The organism is Gordonia sp. (in: high G+C Gram-positive bacteria) (assembly GCF_047606305.1).
Classification (GTDB): Bacteria; Actinomycetota; Actinomycetes; order Mycobacteriales; family Mycobacteriaceae; genus Gordonia.
The window spans coordinates 1-13,500 of record NZ_JASGER010000039.1 but is presented as its reverse complement, the minus strand read 5'-3'; the positions used below and the strand labels follow the sequence as shown (position 1 = coordinate 13,500).

At 68.9% G+C, this 13,500-nt stretch carries 16 protein-coding genes; 4 read left to right on the top strand and 12 right to left on the bottom strand.

Translation table 11 applies throughout. The features are described 5' to 3' along the window. Window positions 1-16 precede the first annotated feature (16 nt). Window positions 17-4,837, bottom strand: a complete 4,821-nt coding sequence (locus QM634_RS05990; RefSeq protein ID WP_415041857.1) for an amino acid adenylation domain-containing protein — start codon at window positions 4,835-4,837, stop codon at window positions 17-19. 192 nt (window positions 4,838-5,029) lie between these two features. Here QM634_RS05990 and QM634_RS05985 point away from each other — a divergent pair, with 192 nt between their 5' ends. Further along, a complete protein-coding gene (locus QM634_RS05985) occupies window positions 5,030-5,422 on the top strand; it encodes a PPOX class F420-dependent oxidoreductase (protein WP_415041856.1) in 393 nt (130 codons plus the stop codon). A gap of 36 nt (window positions 5,423-5,458) precedes the next feature. Next, window positions 5,459-6,067, top strand: coding sequence for a TIGR00645 family protein (locus QM634_RS05980; RefSeq protein ID WP_415041855.1), 609 nt, complete (start codon window positions 5,459-5,461; stop codon window positions 6,065-6,067). A gap of 227 nt (window positions 6,068-6,294) precedes the next feature. Here the strand turns inward: QM634_RS05980 and rpsQ are convergent, their stop codons facing one another. From rpsQ to rpsJ, 11 genes are all read right to left on the bottom strand, one after another. Beyond that, window positions 6,295-6,585, bottom strand: coding sequence for a 30S ribosomal protein S17 (gene rpsQ / locus QM634_RS05975; protein ID WP_415041854.1), 291 nt, complete (start codon window positions 6,583-6,585; stop codon window positions 6,295-6,297). Next, complete coding sequence (rpmC, locus tag QM634_RS05970) at window positions 6,582-6,812, bottom strand: 50S ribosomal protein L29 (protein WP_415041853.1); 231 nt, start codon at window positions 6,810-6,812, stop codon at window positions 6,582-6,584. The genes rpsQ and rpmC overlap by 4 nt, the downstream gene beginning before the upstream one ends. Then, entirely contained in the window at window positions 6,812-7,228 is a 417-nt protein-coding gene (gene rplP, locus QM634_RS05965) for a 50S ribosomal protein L16 (RefSeq protein WP_007320503.1), read from the bottom strand. Before rplP ends, rpmC begins: the two co-directional genes overlap by 1 nt. A gap of 2 nt (window positions 7,229-7,230) precedes the next feature. Next, the gene (rpsC, locus tag QM634_RS05960) at window positions 7,231-8,073 is read right to left on the bottom strand and encodes a 30S ribosomal protein S3 (RefSeq protein ID WP_415041852.1); all 843 of its coding nucleotides are present in this window, start codon (window positions 8,071-8,073) and stop codon (window positions 7,231-7,233) included. Beyond that, window positions 8,073-8,486, bottom strand: a complete 414-nt coding sequence (gene rplV, locus QM634_RS05955; protein ID WP_415041851.1) for a 50S ribosomal protein L22 — start codon at window positions 8,484-8,486, stop codon at window positions 8,073-8,075. The genes rpsC and rplV overlap by 1 nt, the downstream gene beginning before the upstream one ends. A gap of 2 nt (window positions 8,487-8,488) precedes the next feature. Further along, entirely contained in the window at window positions 8,489-8,770 is a 282-nt protein-coding gene (gene rpsS / locus QM634_RS05950) for a 30S ribosomal protein S19 (protein WP_415032129.1), read from the bottom strand. Between the two features lie 17 nt (window positions 8,771-8,787). Continuing rightward, a complete protein-coding gene (gene rplB, locus QM634_RS05945) occupies window positions 8,788-9,624 on the bottom strand; it encodes a 50S ribosomal protein L2 (protein ID WP_415041850.1) in 837 nt (278 codons plus the stop codon). Window positions 9,625-9,659: 35 nt separating this feature from the next. Continuing rightward, window positions 9,660-9,965 (bottom strand): 50S ribosomal protein L23, encoded by a 306-nt coding sequence (gene rplW / locus QM634_RS05940; protein ID WP_415041849.1) that lies wholly within the window; start codon window positions 9,963-9,965, stop codon window positions 9,660-9,662. Window positions 9,966-9,967: 2 nt separating this feature from the next. Further along, window positions 9,968-10,609: a 50S ribosomal protein L4 gene (gene rplD, locus QM634_RS05935; protein ID WP_415041858.1), complete on the bottom strand. Its 642-nt coding sequence runs from the start codon at window positions 10,607-10,609 to the stop codon at window positions 9,968-9,970. 230 nt (window positions 10,610-10,839) lie between these two features. Beyond that, complete coding sequence (rplC, locus tag QM634_RS05930; RefSeq protein ID WP_415041848.1) at window positions 10,840-11,499, bottom strand: 50S ribosomal protein L3; 660 nt, start codon at window positions 11,497-11,499, stop codon at window positions 10,840-10,842. Window positions 11,500-11,515: 16 nt separating this feature from the next. Next, window positions 11,516-11,821, bottom strand: a complete 306-nt coding sequence (gene rpsJ, locus QM634_RS05925) for a 30S ribosomal protein S10 (RefSeq protein WP_415041847.1) — start codon at window positions 11,819-11,821, stop codon at window positions 11,516-11,518. A gap of 357 nt (window positions 11,822-12,178) precedes the next feature. On the opposite strand from rpsJ, the gene QM634_RS05920 reads away from it, so the two are divergent. Further along, window positions 12,179-12,994, top strand: coding sequence for a tyrosine-protein phosphatase (locus tag QM634_RS05920; protein WP_415041846.1), 816 nt, complete (start codon window positions 12,179-12,181; stop codon window positions 12,992-12,994). 168 nt (window positions 12,995-13,162) lie between these two features. Beyond that, the coding region (locus QM634_RS05915) for a hypothetical protein (RefSeq protein WP_415041845.1) at window positions 13,163-13,500 on the top strand (338 nt) is incomplete at its 3' end.

Genomic DNA, 13,500 nt, shown 5'->3' with positions numbered 1-13,500 from the left:
TAGGCGTCCGGCGCGATCATGCGCCGGAGGTTCCGTCGGGGCCGCGCAGGGCCTCGGCAGCACGGGTGCGCAGGTCGGCGAGGACGTCGCCGAGGGCTTCGGGACCCGCGGCGGCCAGGTCGGGCAGCAGGGCGAACAACGCGGTCACCAGCGCCGCGTCGGGATCGGGCAGCGTGATGGCCATGGCGGCGGCGTTGCCCGCGAGGTCGCCGAAGCTCAGCGCCGCGCCGTGTCCGTCGACCGCGACGGCCGACGGCGCCGCACTGCCGGCCAGGTCCACGAGCTCGGGCAGCGGGCGGTCGTCGGCGACGGATTCCGCCGACGCCGGCGAATCCTGCTCCGCGGCGTCGATCGACAGGTCCGCCACGACGCTGGTCGGGTCGGCCACGATCGCCTCGAGCAGGCGCAGCAGGCGCTGGACGAGCAGTTCGATGGTCGGGCGGTCGAAGAGGGCCGTCGAATAGTTGACCTCGGCCCGCACGACCTCGCCGTCGGCATCCGCACGCGCCTCGAACGGGTGGTTGCCGGGGAAGACGGCCAGCTGGAGGTCGACCTTGGCCGGGTTGACGCCGGGATCGATCGGCTCGACGACCAGACCGTCCAGGTTCACCTCGGGGATCTCGATGTTCTGGAACCACAGCATGGTCTGGAACACCGGGTTGGTGCCGCCTCGTCGGCGAGCGCCGACGGCGTCGACCACCGACTCGAAGGCGACGTCGGCGTGGGCCATGTCCTGCAAGTCCTGTTCCCGGACGCGTTCGAGCAGGTCGACGAAGCGCTCCCCCGGGTTCAGCTCTGTCCGCAGCGCCAGCGAGTTAACGAACATGCCGACGACCTCGTCCAGGTCGCGCGCCGACCGACCCGCGTACGGGATGCCGACGACCACGTCCTGCTGGCCGCTGAGGCGACCGAGGAGCGCGGCGTAGGCGGCGTGCACGACCATGAACGGCGTCGCCTGGTGGCGGTGCCCGATCTCCTCGATCCCGGCGTAGACCTCGCGCGGGATCTCGAAGCCAACGACGTCGCCGTCGAAGGACGGCGTCAGCGAACGCGGGCGGTCGGTGGGCAGGCCCAGGACCGGTGGTGCGCCGGCGAGGCGCTCCTTCCAGTAGCCGAGCTGTCGCTCCCGCTCGGACGTCTCCTCGTCCGCGGACTGTTCCAGCCGGTCCTGCTGCCAGAGCGCGAAGTCCGCATAGGCGATGCCCAGCGGCTGCCACTGCGGCTGGTCACCGCGGGCGCGGGCGGCATAGGCGGCCATGAAGTCGGCGGCCAGCGGCCACAGCGACACCCCGTCGGCGTTGATGTGGTGGACGACGATCACGATGACGTGGTCGGTCGCACCGCGGGAGAACACGGCGAACCGGAACGGCGCCCGCTCGGTCACGTCGAAACCCTGTGCGGCGACCTGCGCGACCGCGTCGACCGCGGAACCGGTGATCGGCCGCGGGTCCATCACCTGCTGGGCGAGCACCTCCTCCACGCCGCTGACCGCCTGGACCGGGTCCCCGTCGGACATCGGGTAGTAGGTCCGCAGGGCCTCCTGCCGCTCCAGCAGGTCGCCGACGGCTCGCTGCAGCGCGGCGAGGTCGAGGTCGCCGGTGATCTGGAAGGCGAACGGCATGTTGTACACCGGGGAGTCCGGATCGGCGCGGTTGAGCAGCCACATGCCGCGCTGGACCTCCGACACCGGGATCCGGTCGGGTCGCGGGTCGACCTTCACCAGCGGCGTCGACGACGTCGCGAGCTCGCGGGCCGAGTCGACGAGGCCGCGGACGGTCGGTTGGGCGAACAGGTCGCGGACGGTGAGGTTCGCGCCGAGGATCTCGCCCAGTCGCGGGACGGCGCGCATCGCCGACAGCGAGTCGCCGCCGGCGTCGAAGAAGGACTCGGTGACGCCGAGCCGATCCAGGCCCAGCACCTCGGCGAGCACCTCGGCGACGGCCAGTTCGGCCGCCGACTCGGGGGCCACGTACTCGGTCGCCAACAGGTCGAGGTCGGGCTCGGGCAGCGCCTTGCGGTCGAGCTTGCCCGCCGAACTCGTCGGGAACTGCTCGAGCGGCATGACCGTCGCGGGCACCATGTGTGACGGCAGGGTCCGCCGGCATTCGTCGACCAAACGCCCGGGCAGGCCGTCGACGTCGGCGCCGACGGCGGGCTTGACGTAGCCCACGAGGATCGGCGCCGCACCCTCGTCGTGCACGACGACCACCGCCGAGTCGACGTCGTCGTGGCCGGCCAGGACCGCCTCGATCTCGCCCAGTTCGACGCGCTGCCCGCGGATCTTCACCTGGTGATCGGTGCGACCGAGGTATTCGAGGTTGCCCTCGGTGTTCCACCGGACGACGTCGCCGGTCCGGTACATCCGCTCGGCCCGGGTGAACGGGTCCGCCACGAAGCGGTGCGACGTGCGGTCGGTCGCACCGAAGTAGCCGTAGGCCAGTTGCGCGCCGGACAGGTAGAGCTCGCCGGCGACGCCGACGGGGACGCGGCGCAGGCGGCCGTCGAGGACGCGCGCGGCCATGCCGGGGACCGGATGGCCGATGGGGATGGTCTTGTCGCCCGGGCGCACCACGTACTCGGTCACCTCGACGGCGGCCTCGGTGGGCCCGTAGAGGTTCACCATCTCGGCCTTGGTGTTCTCCACGACCTGCGCCGCCGTCGTCGCCGGCAGCGCCTCGCCCGATGCGATGACCCGCCGCACGCTGGGCGCCATCACCGGGTCGCCGTGGGCGGTCTCGGTGGCGATGAAGACGTCGAGCATCGACGGGACGAAGTGGACGCTGGTGACGGCCTTGTCGGCGATCGTCTCCCGCAGGTAGTCCGGGTCGCGGTGGCCGTCCGCCCGGGCCACGACCATCGTGGCGCCGACCTGCAGCGGCGCGACCAACTCGGGCAACGACACGTCGAAGGTGAACGGGGTCTTGTACATGACCACGTCCTCCTCGGTCAGCGGGTAGCGCTGGTGGCCCCACGCCATCCGGCGGGAGATCGCGTCGTGCGACACCTCCACGCCCTTGGGGGTGCCGGTGGAGCCGGAGGTGAACAGCACGTAGGCGGGCATCGCCGACGTCGGCGCAGGCGGGAGCGGCGGCGGGTCGGCGACCGGCGCGGTGGCCGAGAAACCGAGTCGTCGAAGGTGGTCGGCGTCGACGACCAGCCGCGGGGACGAGGCGTCCAGGATCTGCCGCTGGCGTGCGTCGGGCTGCTCGACGTCCACCGGGACGTAGGCCGCGCCGATGGTCCACACCGCGTAGATGGCGATGACCTGGTCGACCGAGCGCGGCAGGGCGATGGCGACGCGGTCCCCGGCCCGGACGCCGTCGGCCATCAGCCGGTGCGCCAAGTCGCGGCGCAGGTGGTCGACCTCGCGGTAGGTCCACGAGCCCTCGTCGTCGAGCAGCGCGGTCGAGTCCGCGTACGTCTGTGCGGCACGGGTGAAGGGTTCGAGCACGTGCCCGCCGACGGGCACGGTCAGGTCCGGCCCGGTCTCGAGGCGGTGGATGTCGGTGTCTTCGCCCGGGTTGAGCAGCCCGACGTCGGCGACCGACTGGTCGGGGTCGGCGTACAGGCGCTCGGTGAACAGCAACAGCCGGTCGAGGTGCTCCTCGATCTCCGCCCGGGTGTAGATGCTCGAATTCGCCAGGATGTCGACCGACATGGGCGCACCGGGGACCGATTGGTAGAGGTTCACCGCGAGATCCTCGATGATGCCGGTGGTCAGCACCTCGTAGTCGAGCTCGGCGCCCTCGATGACCAGGTCGCGGAAGAACATCATGTTGATCAGCGGACCGAAGTACAGGTTGCGGGCGTCGAGCCCGGCCTCGCGACGGATGTCCTCGGACCGGTAGCGCTGGTGGTCGAGGGCGCCGAACAGCTCGTTCTTGGTGGTGTCGGCGAGGTCGCGCACGCTCGTGTCCACGATGTCGCGGACGCGGATCGGCAGGATGTTGGACAACATGCCCGCCGAGCGCTGGATCTCCTTGGTGGTGCGTCCGGTGACCGGGAGGCTGAGCACGATGTCGTCGCTGCCGGTCATCCGCGCGACGAAAGCCGCGACGGCGGCGGTGAGCAGCGCGGCCGGGATGCTCCCGGTCTCCTCGGCCAAGGCCTCCAAGCGTTGTTGCAGCGCGGGCGGCAGCGGGCGACGGGCGTGCACCGTCGGGGCGGCGAGCGATGCGGTGGCCGAGCCGCGCGCCAGGCTGACCGGCTCGGGCATCTCAGTGATGCGACTCGACCAGTACTCGCGGTCGGCCGCGCGCAGCTCGCCCCCGGCGTATTCGGCGTCGTAGGCCACGACCTCCTCGAGGGTGGCCGCCGGCCGGTCGTCGGGCTCGCGCCCGGCGACAATGGTGGCGTAGCGCTTGAGGGCGCGCCGCATCGACGTGTTGGCGGCGATGCCGTCGCACAGAAGGTGATGGCCGCGCATGTACCAGACCGTGCGCTCGTCGGAGATCCGCAACAGCGCGGCGACGACGAGCTGGTCGTTCAGCACGTCGACCGGCCGGCGGTAGTCCTCGTCCATCCAGGCGCGGGCGCTCGCCCACGGGTCGTCCTCGTCCCGGAAGTCGATGACCGTGGCGACCGGCGGATAATCGGGATCCTCGTATTGCATCGGTTCGCCGTCGACGAGGGTGAACCGGACCCGGAAGGCGCCCATCAGCTTGGTGACGACGTCGGTGCACTCGGCGAGCAGGTCGACGTCCAGGCCGCCGACGGCGTGCTTGATGTCGACGAAGTGCGCGATGTTGACCGAGAACTCGGGGGAAAGCGCTTCGGCGAACCAGATTCCGCGCTGCGGAGCGGTCAGCGGAAGAAGCTCACGGTTGTCCCGACCCAACTGTGTTCCTCACCTCTCCCGGCTGATGCTGCACCTCCAGATTTATCGTTTCAATTGTGTCATGTCGTTACCGGTGACCTCGAATCCCCGAAGCCCTCGGAAGCGGTGAAAATGGACACCTTTTCGGCCGGCTCGCGAGGCATCGCCGCAGATCAGACGCCGACCCGCACGAATTTTGGCACCATGGAAGCCATGGCCGACTCCTTCACCGACATCGCCCGTTCGGACTACATCAGCCTGACCACCTTCACCAAGGACGGCCGCCCCAAGCCGACGCCGGTGTGGGTGGTGCCCGCACCGACCGGCGACGGCAGGTTCTGGGTCATCTCGGAGAGCTCCGCCTGGAAGGTCAAGCGCATCCGGAACACCCCGCGCGTGACCATCGCCAAGTGCGACTTCCGCGGCAACGTCAAGGGTGAAGCGGTCGAGGCGAGGGCCCGCCTGCTCGACCCGTCGCAGACCAAGGACCTCTACGCCGCGATCAACAAGCGCTACGGCCTCCTGGGACGGGGATTCGGCCTGTTCTCCCGACTGCGCGGCGGTGTGAAGTCCAACATCGGGATCGAACTCAGCGCCGTCGGCTGACCTGCACCGATCGGGTCCGCTAGGGTGGGGCGCAACATGGAAACAACCACTCCCGCGCCGCCGCAGGCCTCCCCGCGGCATCCGGCCCAAGAGTCCTTCGTCCGCTTCATCGGCTCGTCGATCTTCGTCAGCCGTTGGCTCCAGGCCCCGCTGTACATCGGCCTGATCGTCGCGCAGGCGGTCTACGTGGTGGTGTTCTGGAAGGAACTGGTCCACCTCGTCTCCGACCTCGACCATCTCTCCGAAGAGAAGGTCATGTTGATCGTCCTCGGCCTCGTCGACGTCGTGATGATCGCGAACCTGCTCATCATGGTGATCATCGGCGGCTACGAGACCTTCGTGTCCCGCATCAACATGGAGACCCACCCGGACAAGCCCGAATGGCTCTCGCACGTCAACCCGAACGTGCTCAAGGTGAAGCTGGCGATGTCGATCATCGGCATCTCCTCGATCCACCTGCTCAAGTCGTTCATCGAGGCCGGCGCCACGGTCAACGAGCCGCACGGCGGCGACAAGCTCATGTGGCAGACCCTGATCCACATGGCGTTCATCGCCTCGGCCGTCGGCCTTGCCTACGTCGACTGGATCTCGGCCAAGGCCGCCGCGATCAACCACGATTCGACTGGGACGGGCGACGAGCTCTAACCCCCACCCTCTTTCCGCCGACCGTGCCCAGAATCTCGCCGACCGTGCCCAGATTTCCGCCGACCGTGCCCAGAATCTCGCCGACCGTGCCCTGATTTCCGCCGACCGTGCCCAGATATTCGTCGACCGTGCCCTGATTTCCGCCGACCGTGCCCTGACACGACGACTGCGGCCCGCCTCCCTGTCGGGAAGCGGGCCGCGGTTCGTCGTGCGTGAGGCGGAAGGGCCTACTTGGCCTTCTCCAGCACCTCGACCAGGCGCCAGCGCTTGGTGGCGCTGAGCGGGCGGGTCTCCATGAGTCGCACGCGGTCGCCGACACCGGCGTCCCCGTTCTCGTCGTGGGCCTTCACCTTGCTGGTGGTGCGGATGATCTTGCCGTACAGCGGGTGGGACTTGCGGTCCTCCAGCTCGACGACGATCGTCTTCTGCATCTTGTCGCTGACCACGTAGCCGATCCGCTCTTTGCGGCTGGCCCGGGTCTCCTCGGTCGTGGTCACGTCGTTCTTGTCCTTACTCATGCGTCAGCCTCCGGCGCCCCCGCAAGCCCGAGCTCGCGCTCGCGCATCACGGTGTAGATCCGGGCGATCTCGCGACGGACGACGCGCAACCGGCGGTTGTTGTCGAGCGAACCGGTCGCCGTCTGGAAGCGAAGGTTGAACAGCTCTTCCTTCGACTCCTTGAGGCGGTTGATCAGCTCGGCGTCGTCGAGCTCGCGCAGCTCGGCAGCGGCAGTTCCCAGTGCCATCAGAAGCGCTCCTCTCGCGTCACGATACGGGTCTTGATCGGGAGCTTGTGCTGCGCGCGGCGCAGGGCCTCGCGGGCAATCTCCTCGTTGGGGTAGGTCATTTCGAACAGCACGCGGCCCGGCTTCACCGGGGCCACCCACCACTCCGGCGAACCCTTGCCCGAACCCATGCGGGTCTCGGCGGGCTTCTTGGTCAGCGGACGGTCGGGGAAGATGTTGATCCACACCTTGCCGCCACGCTTGATGTGCCGGTTGATGGCGATACGAGCGGACTCGATCTGACGGTTCGTGATGTACGCACCCTCGAGCGCCTGGATGCCGTAGTCGCCGAAGGTCACCTTGGTGCCGCCGGAGGCCCGGCCCTTGAGGCTCGGGTGGTGCTGCTTGCGGTGTTTAACCCGACGTGGGATCAACATGGCTAGCTCTCCTGGTTCTCTTGCGCCGGAGCGGCCTGCGGCGCAGTCGTCTCCTCGACGACCACGTCGACGACCTCGGTGGCGGCGGTCTCCGCCGCGCGGCCGGCCTCGGTGCTGGTCCCGGTGGTGCCCTGGGCACCGCTGCGACGCGGCGGCTTCTTACGGCCGCGACGGTCGTCCGACGGGGCGACGGTGTCGTCGGTCAGCTCGTGCTTCCCGCCGACGACGTCACCCTTGTAGATCCAGACCTTCACGCCGATGCGGCCGAAGGTCGTGCGGGCCTCGTACAGGCCGTAGTCGATCTTCGCGCGCAGGGTGTGCAGCGGCACACGGCCTTCGCGGTAGAACTCGCTGCGGCTCATCTCGGCACCGCCGAGGCGGCCCGAGCACTGGACGCGGATGCCCTTGACGTTCGGCTGGCGCATCGCGGACTGGATCGCCTTGCGCATCGCGCGACGGAAGGCCACGCGGTTGCTCAGCTGCTCGGCGATGCCCTGGGCCACGAGCTGGGCCTCGGACTCGGCGTTCTTGACCTCGAGGATGTTCAGCTGGACCTGCTTGCCGGTCAGCTTCTCCAGCTCGCCGCGGATGCGGTCGGCCTCGGCGCCGCGGCGGCCGATGACGATGCCCGGACGCGCGGTGAAGATGTCGACGCGGACGCGGTCACGCGTGCGCTCGATCTTCACCTTGGCGATGCCGGCGCGCTCGAGTCCGGTGGACAGGAGCTTGCGGATCGCGACGTCCTCTTTCACGTAGTCCGCGTACTGCTTGTCCGCGTACCACTTCGAGTTCCAGTCGGTGGTGATGCCGAGGCGGAAGCCGTTCGGGTTGATTTTCTGACCCACTACTGGGCTCCCTTCTTGGGCTGGCGCGACCGGCCGCGACCGCTGGTGGCGGGCGCGTCGGAAACACTCTCGACGATCACGGTGATGTGGGCGGTGCGCTTGCGGATGCGGAAGGCGCGACCCTGTGCACGCGGCTGGAACCGCTTCATGGTCGGGCCCTCGTCGGCGAACGCCTCGGCGACGCGCAGGGTCCGGCGGTCCAGATCCTGGTTGTTCTCGGCGTTGGCGATCGCGGACTCGAGCACCTTGTAGGTCGGCTCGCTGGCGGCCTGCGGCGCGAAGCGCAGGATGTCCAGCGCCTCGTCGACGTTCTTGCCGCGGATCAGCGCGAGCACGCGACGGGCCTTCATCGGCGTCGTGCGCACGAACCGGGCGGTCGCCCGGGCCTGCGGGTTGTCAGTCTTGGTAGTCATGGTTACCGGCGCTTCGCTTTCCGGTCATCCTTGATGTGACCTTTGAACGTACGGGTCGGGGCGAACTCGCCCAGCTTGTGGCCGACCATGTTCTCCGAGACGAACACCGGGACGTGCTTGCGACCGTCGTGGACGGCGAAGGTGTGACCGATGAAGTCGGGGATGATGGTCGAGCGGCGCGACCAGGTCTTGATGACCTGCTTGGTGCCCTTCTCGTTCTGGGCGTCCACCTTCGCGAGGAGGTGGTCGTCGACGAACGGGCCCTTCTTGAGGCTGCGTGGCATTCTCTAACTCCCTCCTGTTATCGCTTGTTCTTGCCGGTGCGACGGCGCCGGACGATGAGCTTGTCGCTCGCCTTGTTCTTACGGGTGCGGCCCTCGGGCTTGCCCCACGGGCTGACCGGGTGACGGCCGCCGGAGGTCTTACCCTCACCACCGCCGTGCGGGTGGTCGACCGGGTTCATGACGACACCGCGGACGGTCGGGCGCTTGCCCTTCCACCGCATGCGGCCGGCCTTGCCCCAGTTGATGTTGCTCTGCTCGGCGTTGCCGACCTCGCCGACGCTGGCGCGGCAGCGCACGTCGACGCGGCGGATCTCACCCGACGGCATGCGCAGGGTCGCGTACGGACCCTCCTTGCCGAGGAGCTGGATCGAGGCGCCGGCGCTGCGGGCCATCTTGGCCCCGCCGCCCGGACGGAGCTCCACGGCGTGGATGACCGTACCGGTCGGGATGTTGCGCAGCGGCAGGTTGTTACCGGGCTTGATGTCGGCGTTCGGGCCGCTCTCGACGATGTCGCCCTGGTTCAGACCCTTCGGCGCGATGATGTAGCGCTTCTCGCCGTCCAGGTAGTGCAGCAGCGCGATGCGCGCGGTGCGGTTCGGGTCGTACTCGATGTGAGCGACCTTCGCGTTGACGCCGTCCTTGTCGTTGCGACGGAAGTCGATCAACCGGTAGGCGCGCTTGTGCCCGCCACCCTTGTGCCGGGTGGTGATGCGACCGTGCGCGTTGCGACCGCCGCGACCGTGCAGCGGGCGAACCAGCGACTTCTCCGGGTGCGAGCGCGTGACCTCGGAGAAGTCCGCACCGCTCGAGCCGCGGCGACCGGGGGTCGTCGGCTTGTACTTACGAATTGCCATGAGTCAAAGTCCTCTACTCGTCTTCGGTCGGACGCTTACGCGGCCGGTCCCCCGAAGATCTCGATCGGCTTGCTGCCTTCGGCCAGGGTCACGATCGCGCGCTTGGTCGACTTGCGCTGGCCGAAGCCGCCACGGGAGCGCTTGCGCTTGCCCTGGCGGTTGGCGGTGTTCACGCTCGCCACCTTCACGTCGAAGATCTTCTCGATCGCGATCTTGATCTCGGTCTTGTTCGACGACGGTGCCACCAGGAAGGTGTACGCGTTGTCCTCGATGAGGCCGTAGGCCTTCTCCGAGATCACCGGCGCCAGGATGATGTCACGCGGATCTGCGTGCGTAGCCATGCCTAGACCTCTTCTTTCTTGCGCTCGGCGCCCTCGACGAAGGCGTTCAGCGTCTCGACGGTGAACACGACCTCGTCGGAGTCCAGCACGTCGTAGGTGTTCAGCTGGTCCGGCGCGATCGGGGCGACGTTGCCCAGGTTCGCGACGCTGCGCCAAGCGACCTCGTCCTCGCGCGAGAGCACGACGAGGAACTTGCGACGGTCGCTGAGCTCGGCCAGGAACTGCCGCGCCGACTTCGTCGACGGGGTCTGTCCGGACACCAGCTCGGTGATCACGTGGATGCGGTCGTTGCGCGCCCGGTCCGAGAGGGCACCGCGCAGGGCGGCGGCCTTCATCTTCTTCGGGGTGCGCTGGCTGTAGTCGCGCGGCTGCGGGCCGTGGACGGTGCCACCACCGGCGAACTGCGGTGCACGGGTCGAACCCTGACGGGCGCGGCCGGTGCCCTTCTGGCGGTACGGCTTGGCGCCACCGCCGCGGACCTCGCCACGGGTCTTCGTCGCGTGGGTGCCCTGGCGAGCGGCGGCCAGCTGGGCCGTCACCACCTGGTGCATCAGCGCGATGTTCGCCGGGGCGTCGAAGATCTCGGCGGGCAGGTCGACCTTGCCGGTCGCCTTGCCGCCGGCCGACTTCACGTCCAGCTTCAGGTTGGTCGCCTTGTCGGCGTCAGCCTTCTTGGCGGCCGGGGCCTTCTTGGCGGGAGCCGCCTTCGTGGCCGGAGCCGTCGCAGCAGCGGTCTTGGTCGCCGCCTTCTTGGCCGGGGCCTTCTTGGCGGCGGCCTTGGCCGGAGCCTCGGCAGCCTTCTTGGCCGGAGCCTTCTTGGCAGCGGTCTTCTTGGCCGCAGTCTTCTTGGCCGGAGCCTTCTTGTCGTCGTCGCTCACTTGGCCGCACCACCCTTCACGGCGTCACGCACGACCACGACGCCGCCCTTGCGGCCGGGGATCGCGCCCTTGATCAACAGCAGACCGGCCTCGGCGTCCACCTTGTGGACGGTGAGGTTCTGCGTGGTCACCTTGTCGTTACCCATGCGGCCGGCCATGCGCATGCCCTTGAACACGCGGCCCGGGGTGGCACAGCCACCGATCGAGCCCGGCGCGCGGTGCACGCGGTGCGCACCGTGGCTGGCACCCAGGCCGGCAAAGCCGTGGCGCTTCATGACGCCGGCAAAGCCCTTGCCCTTGGAGGTGCCGGTCACGTCGACCTTGGCGCCCTCGGCGAACAGTTCGGCGGTCAGCTCCTGACCGACCTCGAACTCGCTCGCGTCGGCGATGCGGATCTCGGCGAGGTGGCGGCGCGGGGTGACCCCGGCCTTGCTGAACTGTCCGGAAACCGGCTTGTTCACCTTGCGCGGGTCGATGGCGCCGTAGGCGAGCTGGACGGCGGTGTAGCCGTCGCGCTCGGGCGTGCGGATCTGGGTGATCACGTTCGGCCCGGCCTGGATCACGGTCACCGGGACGACCCGGTTGTTCTCGTCGAACACCTGGGTCATGCCGAGCTTGGTGCCCAGCAGACCCTTCGTGCTGCTCTGGTTCGTCATTGCTCGAATCCCCCGCTTACTGGATGTTCACGTCGACGCTGGCCGGCAACGCGATGTTCATCAGCGCATCGATCGTCTTCGGGTTCGGGTCGAGGATGTCGATGAGGCGCTTGTGCGTGCGCATCTCGAAGTGCTCGCGGCTGTCCTTGTACTTGTGCGGCGAGCGGATGACGCAGTACACGTTCTTCTCGGTGGGCAACGGCACCGGCCCGACAATCCGCGCACCCGTACGGGTCACGGTTTCCACGATCTTGCGCGCCGACTCGTCGATCGCGTTGTGGTCGTAGGCCTTGAGCCTGATGCGGATCTTCTGTCCCGCCACGCTGGTCCTCTTCCGTCAGTTGTTCTCGACAGACGAACGCACGCGTGTGGGCACCGGCAACTCGGCGATCACAGTCCTCCGGCAAGCCGGGGATCGACGCTGTTCATCTGTCGTTGTACGTGTCGCCGGTGAGATCGGCGACGGTCTTGCCATCCGGTCCACGCGGTCGGGCGTGTCGGGGCCGTGGAGCTGATGCTCCGCGCGGTACACGCTCGATTCCCGCAATGAACACGAGTATCGGCTGTCTGGATCGAGGCCGCACGAAACCCGCGCCACCCGATCAAGGCAACCCGACAAGTATGCATTACGACCCGGCCCAATCCAAATCGCGGTCGCACCTGCCTTAACGTGGTGATCATGCCGCACAGCACCGTCGCCGGGGCCCCGAGCCCGTTCCCCTCCCTCGCCAACTTCCGCGACCTTGGCCACTGGGTCGGCGTCGACGGCAAAGCGGTGCGCCCGGGGACCCTCTACCGGGCCAACGATTTCGTCGGGATCACCGACGAGGACCGTGCCGGCCTGGCCGGTTTGGGGCTCAAGACCCTCGTCGACCTGCGGACCGAGACCGAGCGGTCCGGCGCCCCCGACCCGGCCTTCCCCGGCACCACCGAGGTTGTGCTCGACGTCCTGGCCGGCACGACGACGATGGCGATGCCCGCCAACCTGGGCAAGGTGCTGGCCGACCCGGAGGTCGTGAACCGCATGTCCGAGGAGCTCAGCATCGAGAGGGCCCACGCGATGATGAGCGCGACCTACCGCGAGTTCATCACCCTCGAGAGCGCCAACCGCGCCTTCGGAACCTTCTTCCGGGAACTGGTGGCCGGCGACCTCACCCCGGTCCTGTTCCACTGCACCACCGGCAAGGACCGCACCGGCTGGACGGCCGCGACGTTCCTGACGCTGATGGGCGTCGACCGCGACGACGTCTACCGCGACTACCTGCTCACCAACGAGCGCCTGCTGCCCGCACTCCAACCGGTCTTCGACAGGTTTGCCGCGGCCGGTGGCGATCCGGCGCTGCTGCGACCGTTGCTCGGCGTGGAGTCGCTGTACCTCGACGCCGCCTTCGACGAGGTGACCACGTCCTACGGGAGCCTCGAACGCTACGTCGACGAGGCGCTCGGCATCGACGGCGCCGCCCAGGAGGCGTTGCGCGAGAAGTTCCTGGTCTGACGGCGCCCACCCGCCCGTCGGCGAAGCTGGGAGGTCGCTGGGAGCTTCGTGGGGGTCGGTTGTGGATCGCCGCGCAGGCCTTGGCCGGCGTCCGACGACCGCATAGCGTTCCGTCTCGAATGCCGCGGGGATGTCCCGCGGCACTTCTCCGATCGAAGGAAACGACTGATGCTTCAGAAGCGAATCGCCCTCATCGCGGCGCCGCTCATCGCCGGCGCCGTGTTGACCGCGCCCGCCGTTGCCATGGCCGCCCCCGGCGACGGCCCCGGCACCCACCAGCAGGCCCCCGGCCAGCAGGGCCCCGGCCAGCAGGGTCCCGGTCAGCAGGGTCCGCGTCAGGACGGCCCCGGCCAGCAGGGTCCCCGCCAGGACGGCCCCAAGCAGCAGGGTCCCGGTCAGCAGGGTCCGCGTCAGGACGGCCCCGGCCAGCAGGGTCCGCGCGGCCCGCGCCAGGACGGCCCGGGCCAGCAGGGCCCGGGCCAGCAGGGCCCGGGCGACCACCGCGG